The 19,148-nt window shown below is 65.9% G+C and carries 19 protein-coding genes; 7 read left to right on the top strand and 12 right to left on the bottom strand.

Annotated elements, in window-relative coordinates; genetic code table 11:
- The first annotated feature begins 154 nt into the window (after window positions 1-154).
- The 7 genes from WDC82_RS11780 (at window position 155) to WDC82_RS11750 (ending at window position 6,808) form a co-directional block, all read left to right on the top strand.
- Window positions 155-1,498 (top strand): substrate-binding protein, encoded by a 1,344-nt coding sequence (locus tag WDC82_RS11780; protein WP_340117511.1) that lies wholly within the window; start codon window positions 155-157, stop codon window positions 1,496-1,498.
- A gap of 115 nt (window positions 1,499-1,613) precedes the next feature.
- The gene (locus WDC82_RS11775) at window positions 1,614-2,630 is read left to right on the top strand and encodes a branched-chain amino acid ABC transporter permease (RefSeq protein WP_340117510.1); all 1,017 of its coding nucleotides are present in this window, start codon (window positions 1,614-1,616) and stop codon (window positions 2,628-2,630) included.
- A gap of 1 nt (window position 2,631) precedes the next feature.
- Complete coding sequence (locus WDC82_RS11770) at window positions 2,632-3,783, top strand: branched-chain amino acid ABC transporter permease (protein WP_340117509.1); 1,152 nt, start codon at window positions 2,632-2,634, stop codon at window positions 3,781-3,783.
- A 10-nt stretch (window positions 3,784-3,793) separates the two neighbouring features.
- A complete protein-coding gene (locus tag WDC82_RS11765) occupies window positions 3,794-4,549 on the top strand; it encodes an ABC transporter ATP-binding protein (RefSeq protein WP_340117508.1) in 756 nt (251 codons plus the stop codon).
- Entirely contained in the window at window positions 4,546-5,307 is a 762-nt protein-coding gene (locus WDC82_RS11760; RefSeq protein WP_340117507.1) for an ABC transporter ATP-binding protein, read from the top strand. The genes WDC82_RS11765 and WDC82_RS11760 overlap by 4 nt, the downstream gene beginning before the upstream one ends.
- A 248-nt stretch (window positions 5,308-5,555) precedes the next feature.
- Window positions 5,556-5,801, top strand: a complete 246-nt coding sequence (locus tag WDC82_RS11755) for a hypothetical protein (protein WP_340117506.1) — start codon at window positions 5,556-5,558, stop codon at window positions 5,799-5,801.
- Window positions 5,780-6,808, top strand: a complete 1,029-nt coding sequence (locus tag WDC82_RS11750; RefSeq protein ID WP_340117505.1) for a proline racemase family protein — start codon at window positions 5,780-5,782, stop codon at window positions 6,806-6,808. Before WDC82_RS11755 ends, WDC82_RS11750 begins: the two co-directional genes overlap by 22 nt.
- A gap of 218 nt (window positions 6,809-7,026) precedes the next feature.
- Here WDC82_RS11750 and WDC82_RS11745 read toward each other — a convergent pair whose 3' ends face one another.
- The 12 genes from WDC82_RS11745 to WDC82_RS11690 form a co-directional block, all read right to left on the bottom strand.
- The gene (locus WDC82_RS11745; protein WP_340117504.1) at window positions 7,027-8,478 is read right to left on the bottom strand and encodes a calcium-binding protein; all 1,452 of its coding nucleotides are present in this window, start codon (window positions 8,476-8,478) and stop codon (window positions 7,027-7,029) included.
- Window positions 8,479-8,646: 168 nt separating this feature from the next.
- Window positions 8,647-8,862, bottom strand: a complete 216-nt coding sequence (locus tag WDC82_RS11740; protein WP_340117503.1) for a hypothetical protein — start codon at window positions 8,860-8,862, stop codon at window positions 8,647-8,649.
- A 151-nt stretch (window positions 8,863-9,013) separates the two neighbouring features.
- Window positions 9,014-10,600, bottom strand: coding sequence for an AAA family ATPase (locus tag WDC82_RS11735; RefSeq protein WP_340117502.1), 1,587 nt, complete (start codon window positions 10,598-10,600; stop codon window positions 9,014-9,016).
- A gap of 116 nt (window positions 10,601-10,716) precedes the next feature.
- Entirely contained in the window at window positions 10,717-11,310 is a 594-nt protein-coding gene (locus WDC82_RS11730; RefSeq protein ID WP_340117501.1) for a peroxiredoxin, read from the bottom strand.
- Window positions 11,268-12,374: a hypothetical protein gene (locus tag WDC82_RS11725; RefSeq protein ID WP_340117500.1), complete on the bottom strand. Its 1,107-nt coding sequence runs from the start codon at window positions 12,372-12,374 to the stop codon at window positions 11,268-11,270. Before WDC82_RS11725 ends, WDC82_RS11730 begins: the two co-directional genes overlap by 43 nt.
- A 112-nt stretch (window positions 12,375-12,486) precedes the next feature.
- Complete coding sequence (locus WDC82_RS11720; RefSeq protein WP_340117499.1) at window positions 12,487-13,278, bottom strand: enoyl-CoA hydratase-related protein; 792 nt, start codon at window positions 13,276-13,278, stop codon at window positions 12,487-12,489.
- Window positions 13,279-13,425: 147 nt separating this feature from the next.
- On the bottom strand, window positions 13,426-14,103 hold the full coding sequence (locus WDC82_RS11715) for a hypothetical protein (protein ID WP_340117498.1): 678 nt from the start codon (window positions 14,101-14,103) through the stop codon (window positions 13,426-13,428).
- Window positions 14,104-14,390: 287 nt separating this feature from the next.
- The gene (locus WDC82_RS11710) at window positions 14,391-15,158 is read right to left on the bottom strand and encodes a hypothetical protein (protein ID WP_340117497.1); all 768 of its coding nucleotides are present in this window, start codon (window positions 15,156-15,158) and stop codon (window positions 14,391-14,393) included.
- 145 nt (window positions 15,159-15,303) lie between these two features.
- Window positions 15,304-16,230 (bottom strand): DMT family transporter, encoded by a 927-nt coding sequence (locus tag WDC82_RS11705; protein WP_340117496.1) that lies wholly within the window; start codon window positions 16,228-16,230, stop codon window positions 15,304-15,306.
- Window positions 16,231-16,383: 153 nt separating this feature from the next.
- Entirely contained in the window at window positions 16,384-16,848 is a 465-nt protein-coding gene (locus WDC82_RS11700; RefSeq protein WP_340117495.1) for a hypothetical protein, read from the bottom strand.
- Window positions 16,849-16,996: 148 nt separating this feature from the next.
- Window positions 16,997-17,785, bottom strand: coding sequence for an NAD(P)-dependent oxidoreductase (locus WDC82_RS11695; protein ID WP_340117494.1), 789 nt, complete (start codon window positions 17,783-17,785; stop codon window positions 16,997-16,999).
- A gap of 63 nt (window positions 17,786-17,848) precedes the next feature.
- Window positions 17,849-19,144: a TRAP transporter large permease gene (locus tag WDC82_RS11690; protein WP_340117493.1), complete on the bottom strand. Its 1,296-nt coding sequence runs from the start codon at window positions 19,142-19,144 to the stop codon at window positions 17,849-17,851.
- Window positions 19,145-19,148 lie beyond the last annotated feature (4 nt).

Below are 19,148 nucleotides of genomic sequence, written 5' to 3'. Positions count from 1 at the left end.
TTTTTACAGAAAATCCCATTTATAACAAGGATTTATTGTCCTCTTGACTGTTTTCCGGTAGTTCTCTTTACGGAACACCCGCGCGTTTGCCCCGCGCAACGCCCGCCGGAAACGTCCGGCGGGGCACCCAAGAAAAACAAATGGGAGGAAATCTATGGTCAAGTTCCCCACCGGCTTTAATCGCCGTACGGTGCTGAAGGGCGGTGCCGCCCTTGGCGGCGCCGTCGCAGTCCCGACGTTCTTCATGCGCCACGCTTTCGGCGCCGAATTCCGCAACAACCCGGGTAACAGCGCGACGGTGCCCTTCGGCTTCAACGTGCCGCAGACCGGTGCCTACGCCGACGAGGGCGCCGACGAACTGCGCGCCTATCAGCTGGCCGTGAAGCACATCAACGGCGAGGGTGACGGCGGCATGCTCAACACGATGACGCCGAAGTCCCTGAAGGGGAACGGCGTCCTGGGCAAGAAGGTCACCTATGTGACCGGCGATACCCAAACGAAGTCCGATGCGGCCCGCGCCTCGGCCAAGCGCATGATCGAGAAAGACGGCGTCATCATGTTCTCCGGCGGCTCGTCCTCCGGCGTCGCCGTGGCGGTGCAGTCGCTGGCGCAGGAAATGGGCGTCGTCTTCATGTGCGGCCTGACCCACTCCAACGACACCACCGGTAAGGACCGGCGCCGCTACGGTTTCCGGCACTTCTTCAATGCCTACATGTCCGGTCGCGCGCTAGGCCCGGTGCTGGAGAAGGAGATGGGCAAGGATCGCCGCGCCTACCACCTGACCGCTGACTACACCTGGGGCTGGACCCAGGAAGAGTCTATGAAGAACACCACCGAGGAAATGGGCTGGCAGACCGTCGCCGCAGTCAAGACGCCGCTCGGCGCCGGTGACTTCTCGCAGTACATCACGCCGGTGCTTGATTCGGGTGCCGACGTGCTGATCCTGAACCACTACGGCAATGACATGGTCAACTCGCTGACCCAGGCCGTGCAATTCGGTCTGCGCGACAAGCAGGTGAACGGCAAGAACTTCGAGATCGTCGTGCCGCTGTTCTCGCGCCTTATGGCGCAGGGCGCGGGCGACGCAATCAAGGGCATCCTCGGTTCGACGAACTGGCACTGGTCGCTGCAGGACGAGGGCTCCAAGGCCTTCGTCAAGTCCTTCGGCCAGGAGTACGGCTTCCCGCCGTCGCAGGCCGCGCAGACCTGCTATGTCCAGGCCATTCTTTATGCCAACGCCTGCGAGATGGCCGGCACCTTCTATCCGCCGGAAGTCATCAAGGCGCTGGAAGGCTTCAATTTCGACGGCATGGGCAACGGCCCGACCGAATACCGCGCCGCCGACCACCAGTGCTTCAAGGACGTGCTGGTCGTGCGCGGCAAGGAGAACCCCTCCAGCCAGTTCGACCTGCTCGAGGTTGTGCAGGAAGTGCCGCGCAGCCAGGTCGAGTACGATCCGTCGCTCTTCGGCGGCGAGCTCGGCCCGTACGAGGTCTAAGGTCCTTTAGCGTTGTCTGTGCCGGCTGCCCAACGGCAGCCGGCACAGATCGTATCTTGTTCCCCTTCCTGGCAGCTGCCCGCTGGGGAGGGGACAAGACACTGGAAGAGCCGCAATGGATGCAATCCTTCTTCAAGTTCTGAACGGGCTCGACAAGGGCGGTGCCTACGCCCTCATCGCGCTCGGCCTGACGCTGATCTTCGGCACCCTGGGCGTGGTGAACTTCGCCCACGGGGCGATCTTCATGCTGGGTGCCTTCTGCGCGGTGACGCTGCAGAAGCTGCTGACCATTTCCAAGCAGGTGAAGGATGAGAGCATCACCTTCTTCGATGCCTACAAGGAAATTCCCTATCTGGAGATCTGGTTCGGCGATCTCGGCACGACGCTGATCGACTTTGCCGTCCCGCTGGCGATTCTGCTCGCCATTCCGGTCATGCTGCTGATCGGTCTGGCCATGGAACGCGGCCTGATCCGGCACTTCTACAAGCGCAGCCACGCGGAACAGATTCTGGTGACCTTCGGCTTGGCGATCGTGCTGCAGGAGATCGTCAAGGCTTTCTTCGGTGCCAACCCGATCCCCACGCCGGCACCCGAGGCGGTCGCCGGCAGTGCCGCGGTGGGCGCGCTCTTCGGGCTCGGCGACGCGGTGGTCTATCCCTGGTGGCGCCTGGTCTATCTCGCGTTTTCGCTGGTGGTTATCGCCCTGGTCTTCGCCTTCCTGCAGTTCACCACCTTCGGCATGGTAGTGCGCGCCGGCATGCAGGACCGCGAGACCGTCGGTCTGCTGGGCATCAACATCGAGCGGCGCTTCACCATCGTTTTCGGCATCGCTGCGGTGGTCGCCGGACTGGCCGGCCTCATGTACACGCCGATCCTGCCGCCCAACTACCACATGGGTATGGACTTCCTTGTCCTGTCCTTCGTCGTCGTCGTTGTCGGCGGCATGGGCTCGCTGCCGGGCGCCGTGCTGGCCGGGTTCATGCTCGGCATCCTGCAGTCCTTCGCCTCGATGAACGAGGTGAAGAGCATCCTCCCCGGCATCGACCAGATCATCATTTACCTGGTTGCCGTGGTGATCCTGCTGGTTCGTCCGCGTGGCCTGCTGGGCCGCAAGGGCGTGATGGAGAGCTGACATGCAGTCAAGCAATACAAAGCAGGACCTCTTCCTGGTCGCCGCCTTCAGCGCCGCCGTGCTGACCATGCCAATCTGGCTGGCGCCGATCGGTGCGGCCTACCCCGATCTGATGCAGAAGTTCGCTATCTTCGGGCTCTTCGCGATCGGCTTCAATATTCTCTTCGGCCTGACGGGCTACCTCTCCTTCGGCCACGCGGCCTTTCTGGGGGTCGGCTCCTACGCCGCCGTGTGGTCGTTCAAGCTGTTCAGCATGAACGTGGTCCCGGCGATTCTCTTCGGCACATTGATGGCCGGCGTATTCGCCGCAGCCATCGGCTACGTCAGTCTTCGCCGCAGCGGCATCTATTTCTCCATCCTGACGCTTGCCTTCGCTCAGATGTCGTACAACCTCGCCTATTCGGTGCTGACGCCGATCACCAACGGCGAGACCGGTCTGCAGCTCGCTCACCAGGACCCGCGTATCTTCGACCGCGCAATCGGGGTGGAGCCGACGGCCGGCCTGCCGACCACCAGCCTTTTCGGGCTGGAGATGTCCGGTTATAGCGGCTTCTACGTCTGCGCCGTGCTGTTGATCCTCGGATTTATCGTGGCCCTGCAGATCACCCGGTCGCCTTTCGGGATGATGCTGAAGGCCATCAAGTCCAACCAGAACCGCCTCAACTACATCGGCGTGCATACGCGGCCCTATGCGCTGACGGCCTTTATCATTTCCGGCATGTACGCCGGCCTCGCCGGATCGCTAATGGCGGCGACCGACCCGCTGGCGGGCGCCGAGCGCATGCAATGGACGGCCTCCGGCGAGGTGGTGCTGATGACCATCCTGGGCGGCGCCGGCACGCTGCTTGGTCCGGTGCTGGGCGCGGCCATCATCAAGTACTTCGAGAACATCTTTTCGTCGATCCATGAGGCGGCCCTGCGCAGCATCTTCGACTTCCTGCCCGACTGGCTGGCCGATCCCCTCGCCGGGGTGCTCAGTCTCTTCGTCGGCGAGGGCTGGCACCTGACGCTCGGCGCCGTCTTCATGCTGATCGTCATCTTCATGCCGGGGGGCGTGATCGAGGGCCTGACCCGCCTTTCAGGCGTGTTCCGCCGTGGCACGGGCACGACCAGGGTGTCGTCGGCGGTGCAACAGCCGCACAGCGCCGAGTGAGGGCCGGATCATGAGCATTCTGCAAGTCAAGAACGTCAACAAGAGCTTCGCCGGCCTGCGTGCCCTCAATGACGTCAATCTGACGGTGGAGCAGGGCAGCGTCCATGCGATCATCGGCCCCAATGGAGCCGGGAAGTCGACCCTGCTGAACTGCTTCGTCGGGCGCCTGGTGCCGGATACCGGCAGCGTCGACTTCGACGGCACGTCGCTGCTGGGCCTCGCCCCGCACCAGATCAACCAGACCGGCGTCTGCCGCGTGTTCCAGACGCCGGAGATCTTCGGCGATCTCTCTTTGCTGGAGAACATGCTGATCCCGACTCTCGCCAAGCGCGACGGCGCCTTCAAGATGAACGGCTGGCGGCGCGTCGACCGTCAGGCGGAGGTCACGGAGAAGGCGGAGCACCTGCTGGAAGAAGTCAACTTGATCGACAAGAAGGACATGAAGGCGGAACATCTCTCGCGCGGCGACAAGCGGCGCTTGGAATTGGCCATGTGCCTGGTGCAGGACCCGAAGTTGCTGTTGCTTGACGAGCCGACCGCCGGGATGTCGCGTGCCGACACCAACGACACCATAGACCTGCTGAAGCGCATCGGCGAGCGCGGCATCACCAAGATCGTCATCGAGCATGACATGCACGTGGTGTTCTCGCTGGCGCACCGCGTGTCGGTAATGGCGCAGGGGACCATCATTGCCGAGGGCGCGCCACAAGAGATCAAAGGTGACCAGCGTGTGCGCGACGCCTACCTGGGAGGAGCCCACATATGAGCGCACTCGGCGAGTTCCAGTCGGCGGCGCTGGCTTCGCGCGCCGCCGCCCAGCCAGCCTACTTCTCCGCTTGGGGCCTCAAGGCCTACTACGGCGAGAGCTACATCGTGCAGGACGTCAGTTTCAACGTGCACGAAGGCGAGATCGTCGCCCTTCTGGGCCGCAACGGTGCCGGTAAGACCTCGACCCTGCGCACCATCGCGCGGCTGGCCGATCCGCGCCTCACCCATGGCGAGATCTGGCTCGACCACCAGCCGCTGCACGAGATGCAGGCCTATCAGGCCGCGCGGGTCGGCGTCGGCTTGGTGCCGGAGGACCGGCGCATCATCGCCGGCTTGACGGTAGAGGAAAATCTCCGCCTGGCGCAGATCGAGAAGCCCCACGGCTGGAGCATCGAGCGCCTTTTCGAGCATTTCCCGCGCCTTGCCGAGCGCCGCAAGCAGGAGGGCATAACGCTTTCCGGTGGCGAACAGCAGATGCTTGCGGTGGCCCGTACGCTGGCGCGCGATGTGAAGCTGCTGCTGCTGGACGAACCCTATGAAGGGTTGGCGCCGGTCATCGTGCGCGAGATCGAAAAGATCGTCGAGGAGATCAAGTCGCTGGGGCTCACCACGATCATCGTGGAGCAGAACGCCATTGCGGCTCTGCACCTGGCCGACCGGGCAATCATTCTCGACATGGGCCAGGTTGTCTTCGACGGGACCGCCCAGGCGGTGCTCGACGACGAGGATCTGCGCCACCAGTACCTGGCGATCTGATGGAGGCCTTTTAGGGTCCATGGCGCGCCGGCCGGCGGCTCTGCGGAGTGCCGGACCCAGGTTTTCACTTGGGAGGACGCGACTTGGGGGGAGGGTGAGGCGTACCGGGCAGGATGCACGGTGCGCCTCACTCATTTTTGCCCTCCGGTTCGAACCCCGCCGATTTCGCCGCTTGCCCCTCCTTGCCCGGATTGGGCTATGCTGCTGGGAAAGCTGATCGAACAGCGGGGCGAAAAGGAGAAAGAACGGTGGAGAGGCGAAAATTCCTGCGCGCGGGCGCGGCCCTCTCGGTCCTGCTGCTGACGGCGGGCGCCCTGGCCGGCTGCGCCGATCCCTTCCCGACGCTGATTTACGCCGAGCGGCCCTGCTACCGCACCCTGGGCGCCGTCGACTGTCATGCCGCCCCGCTGCCCGGCGAGGAAAGCCGTCGGGTCGGCTTCTACGACCGGCCCGTGGCGGTGGAAGAAGAGCCGTGGCCTCAACGCCTTTTCTAGCCGGCGCCTTCGAAGTCACCACCATCGAGATGCATACCGGCGGCGAGCCGCTGCGCATCGTGACCTCGGGCTACCCGAAGCTCGCCGGCCGACGGCTGCTGGACAAGCGGCGCGATGCGCTGGCTAACCACGACACCTTCCGCCGCCTGCTGATGCACGAGCCACGCGGCCACAGCGATATGTACGGGGCCGTGCTGGTGGAGCCCGACCATCCGGAGGCCGATCTTGCGGTGCTGTTCCTGCACGGTGAGGGCTATTCCACCATGTGCGGCCACGCCATCGTGGCTCTGGGGCGCTGGGCGGTGGACTCCGGTCTCGTCACGGTGCGCGAACCCGAGACCGAGGTCGCCATCCAGGCGCCCTGCGGGCTGGTCCGTGCGGTGGTGTCGGTGCAGAACGGCAAGAGCGGACGGGTGCGCTTCCGCTCGGTGCCGTCTTTCGTCTTCGCGCGCGAGCTGATGGTCGATACCGCCGAGTGGGGCCCGCTACAGCTGGACATTGCTTACGGCGGCGCGTTCTACGCAATCCTCGCGGCGGACAGCATCGGCCTCGACGTCCACAAGTCGCCGGCACACCTTCTCGCCGACGCCGGTGCGGCAATCACCGGGGCTGCCGCAGCGCAGGTGAGACTCAGTCATCCCGAGGACGATGACCTTGCCTTTCTCTACGGGACCATCTTCACCGACGGCCGCGACGCCTATGACGAGGCGCCGACGCGCAACGTGTGTGTTTTCGCCGGGCGCCAAGTCGACCGTAGCCCGACCGGCTCCGGCGTCTCTGCGCGCATCGCCCTGCAGTGGACGCGCGGCGAGATCGCCCTCGGACGGACGCGACGCTTCGAAAGCATCGTCGGTTCGCGCTTTGACGGGACCGCCGTGGAAGAAACCCGTGCCGGCCCCTACCGCGCCGTCGTCGTCGAGGTCTCCGGCCAGGCGCATTACCACGGTGAGGCGCGCTTCACCCTGGAAGCGGAAGATCCCCTCGCCAACGGCTTTCTGCTGGACTGAACTGGCCCGCACGAAAAGAAATGCCCCGGCGCCTGGGCGCCGGGGCAGTCGTTAAGCAGGGAGTGTCTGGCAAATAGGACACGCCGATGAAGGTGTTCGATGAGGTCATCGAGTCGGCGTGAGAAGCACTTTGACTTTGCGGCCGCTGCGCGGCAATCCGGGCAGAGGGAGTAGCCCGGAGAGGACGGATATCCCTCGAAAGAGTGACGGCCGTCTGGTCAAACGAGATCGATGTTCACTTTGGCCTGGCTGCTGAGGGCCCCAAAGGAGTCGATGCCGGTGCCGTCCAGTCCGGCCAGCGTGATGCTGGTTCCGCTGTCGAAGGTGATGACGATTCCTCCGTCGGCGCCGGTCACGCTGCCGCTGGCATCCAGATCGGCGGTGTCGATCCTGCCGTCACCGTTCATATCGATAAGGTCGGCGATCGCCAGGGTGTCGCCACCCTTGCCGGATTGGAAGTCGGTGATCGTGTCGTTTCCTTCGTCGGTCGTCAGCGAATAGACGAAGTCGTCGCGGCGGAGACCGCCGGTAAGGCTGTCGTCGCCATCGCCGCCGTAGAGTGTGTCCGAGCCGTTGCCGCCAAGCAGTGTGTCATTGCCGCCGCCGCCGACCAGAAGGTCGGGGTCATTGCCACCGTCCAATAAATCGTTTCCGGCCCAGCCATTGAGGATATCGCTCTTCGCCCCGCCGAGGAGCGTGTCATCACCGTCGCCGCCGATCAGAAGGTCTCTATTGCTGCCGCCGTCGAGCAGGTCGTTGCCCGAACCGCCGTCGAGAGTGTCCCTCTCCGATGCGCCGATGAGCGTGTCGTCGCCGGCACCACCGATGAGGCTGTCGTCGCCGATGCCACCGTCGATCCGATCGTCGAGTTCACCACCGGTGATCTGGTCGTTGCCTTCTCCAGCGAGAAACAGGGTTCCTACGGTGAAGCCAGCGGCCTGTGCCGTTGCTGCATTTGGCGGCAGAATGACGATGTCGTCGCCATTTCTCGCGAAATAGTGAGTGCCATCGAGGTACCCGCCTGCGTCGACCAAGGTGAAGTCTATCGTGTCGAAGTGCACGGTGAACAGCGCTCGATCCGCCCCGGGGCCGGCCGGTGTCCTGCCCAGGACGGCGTCCGAGTCACTGCCTTTGATGTCCGTGCCCTCGCTGCCGGAACCGGAGTCTTCGCCACCTAAACCGTTGTCGCCGCTGTTGGGGCTAGTGATGACGGTGCCCGAAGTGCGGTCGATGGTCGCACCCCGGCCCGCACCGGGAGCCGGTATGCCGGAAACGGCCCTTGGCAAGGTGAGCGAGAGCGGCGCTCCCTCATCGTCGACGAACAGCCGCAAGAAGACGGGCGGCACCGGGGAGGCGGTGCCGGTGATTTCGCTGGCCTCCAGGCCGGCGATTACCGCGCTGAAGTCGCTGTCGTAGCGGCTGCCGCCTCCGCCGGCCGTGCGCGGTACGGCCGCTGTCTCCAAGGGACCTTCGGCGGTGGTTGCCAGGGCGCCCTGCAGCAGCGGCAACGATGGTGCTTCGTCGAGCACCATCTGCGCCAGCACCGCGGAGGGGAAGGGGTCGGGAACGTCGGGTAGGAGAGGATTTTCGTGGGCGAGCGTCCCGATGTCGCGACCGCCGTCAGCGGCCTGCCGGGGGTTGAGGCCTACCCGGCCCATGGCGTCGGTCATCGGCATGTCCCTTGATAAGCGCCGCGGCTCCGACTGTCGGACGGGATGGCTCTTGCGCGCCACGACCCTCTCAGGAAATGCTTAACAATCCTTTTCGATTAAGCGGTATGACTATGGGTGTCTGGCATGGATAGACAGCCGCCCACGCTGCCTTTGCGTGACGGCGATCTAGGAGCGCTGCGAGCGCAGCATCTCGACCTGGCGCAGCACACCGCCCCAGCCCAGGCTGTGGCAATATCGCATGGCGCCCTCAATGCCGACTTTGTCGACCAGGTCGCGGGCGAGGGTTGCCAGATCGCCCTGGGCCCAGCGCTTGGTGCTGCTGGCCTCTTCGCGAACGTTGTTCTCGTAAACCGACTGGGAACCGATGGGATCGGGGGTCATCCGCCCGTTGCCTCCTTGGCACTGTTAATCTCTACCTTGTCGACGGGCGGGCGGCTGAATGGTTCCATGACCGGGGCCTGCCGGACCGTCTGGCAAAACGCCGCGCGGGATAGCACGCGGAACCTTAACAAGCCACAAAGAATCGGCTGAATTAGGGCGAATTCTTGATGATTTCGCCTGCTTCGTCGCGCAGCTTTGCCACACGCTGGCCGGCCGCGATTGGATGCCAGGAAACGACACCAAGATCATAGGTCAGCTGCTGTTCAACCACCGCGGCAGTGGCATCCGAGGCATCGCCGCTGCGTGCGCTGACTCGGGACTTCAGCACGGCCGGCGGGGCCTGCAGCCACAGGCCGGTGAACTCGACGCCAGCGGCCCGGGCCACCGCTTCGACCGTCTCGCGCTCCTCGGGCCGGGCGAAGACAGCATCGAGGATGACCGCATGCCCGGCGGCCAACGCCTGGCAGGCCCGCGCGACGAGAGCGGCATAGACATCCGCGCTGGCTTCGGCGCTGTAGGCCTCGGGGGGCAGGTGCTCCAATTCGTCGACGCCGGCCAGTTGCTTGCGCAGCACATCGCTGCGCAGGTGCAGGGCGCCGGGGGCCGCGCCGAAGTCCGGCGCCAGGGCGCGTGCGAGGGTGGTCTTGCCGGTGCCGGACAGCCCGCCGACGGCGACCAGGCGGGGCGGCGGGGGATCGAGGTAGCGCCCGGCCAACTCGAAGTAAGCCGCGGCCTCCGTGCGGCGCGCGACTTTGTTTTCGTCGCCGTCATTGCCGGCCACGGCCTCCAGGCTGGCGGCGACCTTGGCGCGCACGGCGGCCCGCGCGGAGAGGAACAGCGGCAGCAGCGCCAGCGCCTCCGCTTCGTCGCGACGCTGCAGGTAGCGGTTCAGCACCAGGTTGGCAAAGGGCCTGAGGTCGCGGTGCTCAAGGTCCATCAACAGGAAGGCGAGGTCGTAGATGACGTCGATGCAGGCGATGGCGTCGTTGAACTCGATGGCGTCGAACAGGGTCGGCTTGCCGTCCAGCAGCACGACGTTGCGCAGGTGCAGATCGCCATGGCAAAGGCGGACCTTGCCGTCGGCGGCACGGGCGTCCAGCAGCGCGGCGTGACGGTCGAGCTGCGCCAGGGCGGCTTCGGTCACGCGCCGCACCGCGTCCGGGTCGAAGAGGTCGGCGCGCTCGGCGAATTCTTCGCCGTTCTCGCTGATCACCCAGCGCATCGCCTTGGCGCCGGCGGCGATATCCTGGCGTGGCTCGGCAGCGTCGTGGAAGCGGGCAACGGCGTCGGCCAGCGCGGTCATGGTCTGCGCCGTCAGTTGGCCTGCCGCCGCCCGACGGCTGAGCAGTTGGTCCTGGTCGAAGCGGCGCATCACCAGGACCCATTCGACCGCCTTGCCTTCGCCGCCCAATGCCAGGCCCGACGCGGTCTTAGTGACCGGCACGACGTCGAGATAAAGATCCGGCGCCGTACGGCTGTTGATCTCCTGCTCGCGCAGGCACAGAACGCGCCGCCGCTCCAGGGTGGAGAAGTCCATGTAGGGATAGGCGACAGCCCGCTTCACCTTGTAGGCGCGGTCTCCGGCCAGGAAGACGATGGCGCCGTGCGTGTCGATGCGCTGGACGTCATCGACCCCGGCACCGTAGGTTGCCGGATCGGCGAGCAGCGCCAGGACTGCCGCTTGGTTCTGGGTGTCGTCGTTGTGGCCTGAGACCGGCTCGGTCGGTTTGCTCGACAAGGGGCCATCCTTCGCGCTGGTTGCCCAAGGGCGTCACACTGCCTGGACAAGGCAGCCTAGCGCAACCGGCCAGAGCCTCCTTGAGATGGCTCAAAGCGGCGCAATGGAAAAGAGCGTTACTCGGCGACGGCGCGCGGGGACTGGTGGTCGAGGAAGTCGAGCAGGGTGATGGCGTCGCTGACCTCGAAGGCATCGGCGCCGCGCCGCGGATCCTCGGCGAAGAGGGCGTCGATGATGCCGTTGCGCACGATCATGGCGTAGCGCCGGGAGCGCTGACCGAAACCCAGGTCGTTGCGGTCTTCAAGCATGCCCATGGCGCGGGCGAAATCGCCGTTGCCGTCGGGCAGCAGGGTGACCTCGCCGTCGATGCCCTGGTCGCGTGCCCAGGCGTTCATCACGAAGGCGTCGTTCACGGCGACACAGAAGATCTCATCGATGCCCATGGCCTTGATGTTCTTGGCAAGCGCCACATAGCCCGGCAGGTGCCGGGCGGAGCAGGCGGTCGAGAAGGCGGCGGGGACGGCGAAGACCACCACCATACGTCCCTTGAATAGGTCCTCGCTGGACTTCTCCAGCCAGACACCGTCGCTGCGCAGGCGGAAGATGACGTGGGGCACAGGATCGCCGGGCTTGCGCATGGCCTGCATCTCCTTGCCCGGGGCGTGCATCAGTGCAGCGTCGGTGTCGCCGGTGTGCGACTGTCCTGCCATTGCGCTTCCTCGCTTTGCTCGGTGCCGGTTCCGGCGGTGACGGCGGGGCCCGGCTCGGCCGCGGCGCCAAGCGCCGCGAAGTCCCAGTCGCGCAGCGGCAGGATTTCCTCTGCCGCTAGGAGAGAATGGGCTAGACCACGCGCTGCGCTCATCGTCAGTCGCAGCGCCGCCGGCGGCAGCCAGTCGCTGAGCGCGGCCTGCGCCGGTTCGCCGATGTCGCGCTGCAGCCAGGCGACGGCGTCGAGCAGGCGCGCTTCGTCGGGTGACAGGCCGGGGCAGTTCGGGCAGCGCACATCGACCGGGCGCGTTGCGGCTAGTGTGGTGTTGCGCAGCACCGCATGCAGGCTCAAGCCCGCGTCGCCGCCACTGCGCCGGTCGCCCCACAGCGCTTCGGAGCTGTTGAACTGGCGCTCGAAGTGATGGCGGGCCGCGGCCAGGCTGTCCTCCTGCTGACGGAAGGCGGCAACCCACAGGCGCAGGGCCGTCACCAGGCCGCGCTCGACGGGCTGCAGGCCGGCGATGTCGGCCGCCGACGGCAGCGTCCTGTCGCTTCCGGTTTCCCCTTCCAGCGCGAGGCGGCGCCGGCGCGGCATTTCGTAAGGAATGACGTGGCCGGCTTCGCGCAAGCTCAGCGCCAGGCGGCGGGCACCGGCGATGAACCCGGCACGGCCGGCGGGCAGCAGACACCATTCGCCGAGTGCCTCGGCCTGGGCGTCCTCGCCGTGCTGGAAGGCCGCCAGGGTGGAGAGCACGGCCTCCTCGCTGGCGTTGATGCGGTCATCCTCGACCGCGGACAGCGCTTGCGGCAGGCGGGCCGCCTTCGCCAGGCAGTCGGCCAGGTCGGCAAAGGTGGTGAGGTTCTCCTCCAGGCGCGCCAATCCCAGGGCGCGCGAAAACTCCGGCGCGATGATCGCGGTGCGCGCTTCCCGGCCCAGGCGGCAATTTGTGTAGCGGCGCAGCGCCCAGATCACCAGGATCTCGGCGAAGGCGAGATTGGCGACACTACGCGGGGCGGTCCCGCGGGGGCGGGGCAGTGCAGGAAAGGCGGAAAGGGCAGAATCCATCGCATCGGCATCCATCAGCGTCTCGGATGAGAATGAGAATGACTCGCAATACTGCCGAGGTCAAGCGAGGGCTGCGGGTGCGGCGAGGATTTCTGGTTGCGGGATGGGGGCCTCAGGCTCCGGTGAAGCGGGCCGGGCGCTTGGCGACGAAGGCGCGGACGCCCTCCTGGCCGTCTGCGCTAGCCCCGGCGGCGGCGATGGCGCGGGATTCCAGTTCCATCTGCGTTTCCAGGCTCTCCGTGGCGGCGCTCTGCAGCAGGGCCTTCACCGCGCCGAAAGCACCGGTCGGCCCCGCCGCCAGCTGGCGGGCCAGTTCGGCGGCCTCCCCAGCCAGCGCCGCGGCTGGCACCACCCGGTTCACCAAGCCCCATTCCAGGGCCTCGTCGGCGGAGAGCACCCGATTGGTGAGGTAGAGCTCCATGGCGCGGCGCGGGCCGACCAGGCGGCTGAGGAAGTGGGTGGAACTGCCGTCGGGGGCAAGGCCGATGCGGGTATAGGCGCTGGTAAAGGTGGCGCTGTCCGCGGCGACGACCAGGTCGCAGGCGGTCACCAGGCTGAAGCCGGCTCCGGCCGCCACGCCGTTCACCGCGCCGACTAGCGGCGCGCGCATGCGCGCGAAGCGCGACACGGCCGCGTGCAGGTAGGTGGTCATCTCTCTCACCAGCAGCTCGACAGTGTCCAGGCGCTCGGCAAAGACCGACACGTCGCCGCCGGCACAGAAGGCCTGGTCGCCGCTGCCGGTCAACAACACTGCGCGCACTGCGCGGTCGCTGCTGCAGCGGTTGGCGGCGTCGCAGAGCTCGCGCGCCATGAGCGGGTCGAGCGCATTGAACCGCTCCGGCCGCCTAAAGGTGATCCGTGCGAGGCCGTCGCTGAGGTCGTAGTCGAGCGTGCTATAGGGCATCTGGGCGCTCCCGCGTTTGCCGCTTGGATCGTGCCTTTCTAGCGCGAAGCCGTGAGCGCCGGAAATGGAAAGAAAAATGGCGGGGCCGAGGCCCCGCCATCAATCATTCTATGCCGACGTATTCCGACAACGAACCTTATTACCGCACTACTGAGCCACCGGCTCTGCCCCGCTTTTGCCGAGCAGTTCCTCGGCGGCGGCGGTGATTGCGCCGTCCTCGGTTGTCGTCGAGGGCGCGTCGTCGCTACTGCCATCGGTCGTTTGCTCTTCGCCCGGTTCGCTCTCGGTTTCGCCGGGTTCCGCGGTGCGCGCCGCCTCGGCCAGGGCGGCGACCTCTGCCTCTTCCTCCGGCGTCGACTCGATATCCATATTCCTGTTCACCGCAGCGACGGTTTCCGGTGAGATTTCCTTGTTGGCGGCACTGGCAAGGGCTGCGGCAGCAGCGGCGAGGTCGCCGGCAGCCAAGGCGTTCTCATAGTCGCCCAACTGGCCGACGGGGGAGTTGCGCGACGCGTTTGCTCGCGCCGTCGGCGACGCATTGCTGGCGTTCAGACTGCCGAGGTCGGCATTGGACGCCGCGGTTCCGGTTTCCGACTTGTTGTGGCCTGCGGCGGAAGCACTGTTGCCTCCCGAGCCGCCCTTGCCGCCGCCCTTGTCGTTGCCACCACCCTTGTCGTTACCCCCGCCCTTGTCGTTACCACCACCCTTATCGTTGCCCCCACCCTTGTCATTGCCCTTTGCCAGGGCGCTCGACGGGTCGAAGGTTAGGTCCCTTTGCAACTCGAATGGCAATGCCGACAGGCCGGCAGCGACGAAGCCGGCCAATAGCAGCCTACCGGACATTGCGACACCCTGACGTCTGCGCATCACATAACTCCCGATGAGGATCTCCGCATGCAAGCAACAGGCGTTCCCCTTGTGGGAATCCCGGCTCGCACTCCAGCTTGCCACTATGTGACTTAAGACGCAGCTAAGCTTCGGTCCAATTCGTGACAAACTGCGGCTACGTCAGGTACGGCCTATACTTCCCGGCATTTCAGGCTATTACCGGCAGAAAGAAGGCGACGGGTGGGAACCCGCCGCCATCTTGATGCAACCTGTGCCTGCGTGGATCAGTAGGTTTCGTCCTGCTTTTGGGAAGCAACCTCGGCCACCTGACGGGCCGTCAGCGTCGTCTCGACGCCGAGGTCGCGGTTCACGAAGAGCACGAAGCCTTCGGTAATGGGATGCTCGGTCGCTTCGGCCAGCGCCTCGGCGGCGGCATCCAGGTTGCCCTGCGTCGCCTCTTCCTCGTATTCGTTGAACGCCCGGGTGTTGGTGTTCAGCGGCTGCATGCTGTCGCTGCCGTCGCCGATATAGGGGATCATCACGATCAGGTCAGGATCCTGGCGCTCAAGCCCAGCGTCCGCGACCTGCTTGGCGGTCAGTCTCGACTCGACACCCAGCGAGTTATTGAGGTCCAGCACCAGCTTCTCCGTGATGAGCCGGTTGGAAGCAGAGGCCAGAACGCGGGCGGCCGCATCGAGGTTGCCGTCGCGCATGGCGCTTTCGTACTCGGCCAGCGGTCCGGCGTCGGCATTGGCAGAAACCTGGTCTACCTCTGAACGCACTTCTTCGGCCGTGGTACCGAGAATGAGATAGACATTCTCGTGGACGTCGGTGGTTGCACCGGCACCGCCGTCAACGAACTCCTCGGCCGCGCCTTCACCTCCCGTCGAGGCGCCCGGTGTCGCATTCTGCGCCGCAACGCTGTTCGGGGTCAGCAGGGAAGCGCCGCTCAACGCCACGGGAGAGGCGGCCATACCGGTGGCGACAATGGCCGCGAGTGTCAGCTTCGGAGCGAGATTCAGGGAGAGGAGATTGTTTCTCTTCTCAGACATCATGTTTCCTTTCGTTCGCTGTGATGCGTAGCTTTGCTTCTGGACGGCCAACGGGACCCCGCCGGGTGAAGTTCCAGAAAAACTTCGGCCCGCCGGGGCGAGGCGCGTCCCGAGGCCGTCAGCGAACGAAACGGGGTGGCAGTTGTCAGCCGAGCGGGCCGCTGCCCGGCGGCGGCGTGGCCGAAGGCATCTCCGGGCGAGGGCGCTTGTGCTCGTAACGCAGGCTGAAGTAATTGCCGGAAAAGATGATCGCCGCGCCCAGCAGGGTCCACAGCTCGAAGGGCTCTGCGTAAAGCAGGAAGCCGGCGAGCGCCATGACCGGCAGGCGTAGGAAATCCAGCGGCATGATGAAGGTGGCATCGGCCGCGGCCAGGGCGGAGGTCAGGCAATAGTGCGCGGAAAGGCCGGTGATCGCCATCAGCGCCAGCCAGGGCGCGTGCTCCCAAAGGACGGGCTGCCACACGAAGAGCGATGCAGCCGCGCCGAGGACGGCCTGCATCAACACCATGTAGAAGGTGATCGCCAGCGCCGTTTCACGCCGGGTCAGCCACTTGGTGGTCGCCCCGGTGGCGCCGAAGAAGAGGGCGCAGACCAGCATCAGGATGACGCCCTCGCCGACATCGGCCAGGCCCGGCCGCACGATCACGAGGATGCCGAGGAAGCCCAGCGCGAAAGCGGCGACGCGCCCGCGGTTCATGCGTTCGCCGAGGAACAGCACCGCCAGCGCGCCGGCGAACAGCGGTGACGTGAACTCGATCGCCATCACGGTGGCCAGCGGCAACAGGGCGATGCCGAAGATCCACAGAACCTGGCCGGTGAAGTGGATCACGTTGCGCAGGCCGTGGCCGGCCAGATAGGTCGGGCGGATCTGCCTCCAGCCACTGCCGTGCTGCGTTCGGCGCGTCAGGATCGGCAACAGAATCAACACGCCCAGGCCGCTGCGGATGAACAGCATCTGGAAAGCATGCATTTCCCCGGTCAACTCGCGCACGGACACCGCCATGGCTGCAAAGGACAGCAGCGAGCCGATCATCCAGGCGATTGCCTTGAAGGGGCTGGCGGGGGCGTGCATGGGCCGGGAATCCGGAACCTGACTGGGTGCGGGCGCGCACCATGCCACGCACGCGCCCTTGCGGGCCAGCGGAATGACACCCGCTGGGGCGCAAGGGAGCCATGCGCACGGCTCAGACTTGCGCGCCCACGCCGGCTGCCCGGAACGCGACCGCTATCGTTGCGGGCTTTGCTGCGCTGCACCCTCTGCGCGGTCCGCCGAGCCCATTGCGCCTGCCCGCGTGGCGAACTGCTCGCGGTTGCCGCTGTTGACGATCAGGCTGGCGGCACGCGCACCACAGGTGACGCTGAGCGTTCGCCCCTCCTCGCTGTCCAGCCAGGCGATCTCGCCTGGCGCCAGGGCCAGCCGGAGGCGCGCGGCGTTTTGCATGGTGGGAAATGCCGGATCGCTTTTCTCCGCCACGTGGAGGGCGACCTGACACTGGTCGTTGCGACGGATGAAGTACCCGGTGATGGATTTCGAGCCGAAGTCCTGATGGATACCTTGAACCGGTCTGTAGCGGATCTGGCCGTCGCCGGCAGAGCGGTCGCCGGCGGAGACGATGGTGCCCCACGCCAGCAAGGCCACGACCAGCGCGCCCGCTGCATAAGGGACGAGTTGCGATTTTCGGCAAACCATCGAGGTCTCTCCTGTCGAAGCGGCCCCGCCCGGACTGAGCAGGGCCGCGAAGCGGCGACGCGGACCGAGGGTAAGCATCGCCGCCGGCACGCACTGTGCTGAAAATCACAGGCCGGGACAGGTTCTCTTTAGGTGTAAGCGGTTCGCCTCAGTCCAGCCGCGCGATGGCGAAGGCGCCGCCGTGGTAACGGTTCACCGGTGCGTCCGACTCCGGTTTCTCGCAGGTGGCGTCGATCTTCTCGCGGAACGGCTCGGAGCTGTCCTTGGGGCGCCAGCCGAGGAAGCCGGCGCAGCGGTTGTCCCACCACTGCTCCTCGTTGTCGGAGGCGCCGAACACCGTGACGTAGCCCAGCTTGGCGGCGGTGAACACCCGCTCGATAAGGGAGACAAGATCGTTTTCGCTGAGCCAGGTTGCCATCATGCGGTGGTCCTTGGGCTCCGGGAAGCAGGAGCCGATGCGCACCACCGCCGTCTCGACGCGGTACTTGTCGTAGTAGTAGCGCGCCAGCGCCTCGCCGAAGCACTTCGAGACGCCGTAAAGGCTGTCAGGGCGTACTGGGTCGGTGGCGTCGATGCGGGTCTCGCGCTTATAGAAACCGATGGCGTGATTCGAGCTGGCGAAGAACACCCGCTTCACGCCGGTGAGACGCGCGGCCTCGTAGATGTTGTAGGTGCCGGCAATGTTGGCCGGCAGGATCTTTTCCCAGGTGTTCTCGACCGAGATGCCGCCGAAGTGGACGATGCCGTCGCAGCCCCCGACCAGCGATTTCACCTTGGCGAAGTCGCTGAGCTCGCAGGGCACCAGTTCCTCGTGCGGGGCGGCTTGCCCCAGGTCGGCGATGTCGGAGAGGCGCAGGATGTCGGCCAGGCCGGCCAGGCGGCGGCGGGCCAGCGAACCGAGGCCGCCGGCGGCACCGGTGATGAGAAGTCGTTTCATGAGAACTGCTCCAACAACTGAAGGGCGGGCGGTGTCACCTCACCCTATTTTACCCTCTGCCGCCTACGGGTCCATGGTGCGCGCCCACCAGTCCGGCAGGGCCAGGGAGGCGTCGGGGACGAAGGTGACGATGGCCAGCGCGACCAGAATCGCCAGGTAGAACGGCCAGATGGTCCGCACCGCCTTGTCGATCGGCACGTTCCCGATGGCGCAGCCAACGAAGAGGCACGCCCCGACCGGCGGCGTGCACAGCCCCAGGCCGAGGTTCATCATCAGGATGATGCCGAACTGTACCGGGTCCATGCCGAAGCTCTTCACCACCGGCAGGAAGATCGGCGTGCAGATGAGGATCAGCGCCGCCATGTCCATGATCATGCCGAGCACCAGCAGCATGACGTTCAGGATGATGAGGATGATGATCGGGTTGTCCGAAATGTAGAGCAGCATCGAGGTGAGCTGATCCGGCACGCGGTAGAGCGCCAGCAGGTAGGCGAAGGCGGTGGCGCTGCCGACCAGGATCATCACCATCGCCGTCGTGCGCACCGACTGGCCGACGGCGGCGCAGAAGTCCTTGAAGGAGAGGCTGCGGTAGGCCAGCACGGTGATCAGCAGGGCGTAGATGACGCCGAAGGCGCCCGACTCGGTGACCGTAAAGACGCCAGACAGTGCGCCGCCGACAATGATCACGGCGGTGAACAGGCCCGGCACGGCGGCGATGGCCGTGGCCAGCAGCGCCGTAAAGCCGGGAAAGGACTCCTTCGGATAGTTCCTGCGCGCCGCGACCCAGTAGGCGGCGACGGCCAGGCAAAGGCACATGATGAATCCGGGCAGGAAGCCGGCCAGGAACATGCGCTCCACCGAGATGCCGCCGCCGGCCGCGACCACATAGAGGATCATGTTGTGACTGGGTGGGATGACGATGCCGGCGATGGAGGAGGTGACGGTCACGTTCACCGCGTAGTCGGCGCCGAAGCCCTTGCGCTTCATTACCGGAATGAGCAGGGAGCCGAGCGCCGAGACGTCTGCCACCGCCGAGCCGGAGATGCCGCCGAAGAGCATCGAGGAGGCGACGTTCACCACACCCAGGCCGCCGCGCATCCAGCCGACCGCGGCGGCGGCGAGGTTGATGAGGCGCGTGGCGATGCCGCCTCGCAGCATCAGTTCGCCGGCAAAGATGAAGAATGGGATCGCCAGCAGCGAGAATACCGAGATGCCGGAAACGATCCGCTTGAAGCCGATCAGAAGCGGCAGGCCCTCGTAGGCGAAGGTGGCGATGGCGGCGATGGCGAGCCCGAAGGCGACCGGTACGCCGATGGTCACGCAGAGCGCGAAGATCCCGAGAAGCAGGAGGAGACCCATGGAC

It is taken from the genome of Pelagibius sp. 7325 (genome assembly GCF_037652055.1).
Taxonomy (GTDB): domain Bacteria; phylum Pseudomonadota; class Alphaproteobacteria; order Kiloniellales; family Kiloniellaceae; genus Pelagibius.
This window is presented reverse-complemented; position numbering and strand designations above follow the sequence as displayed.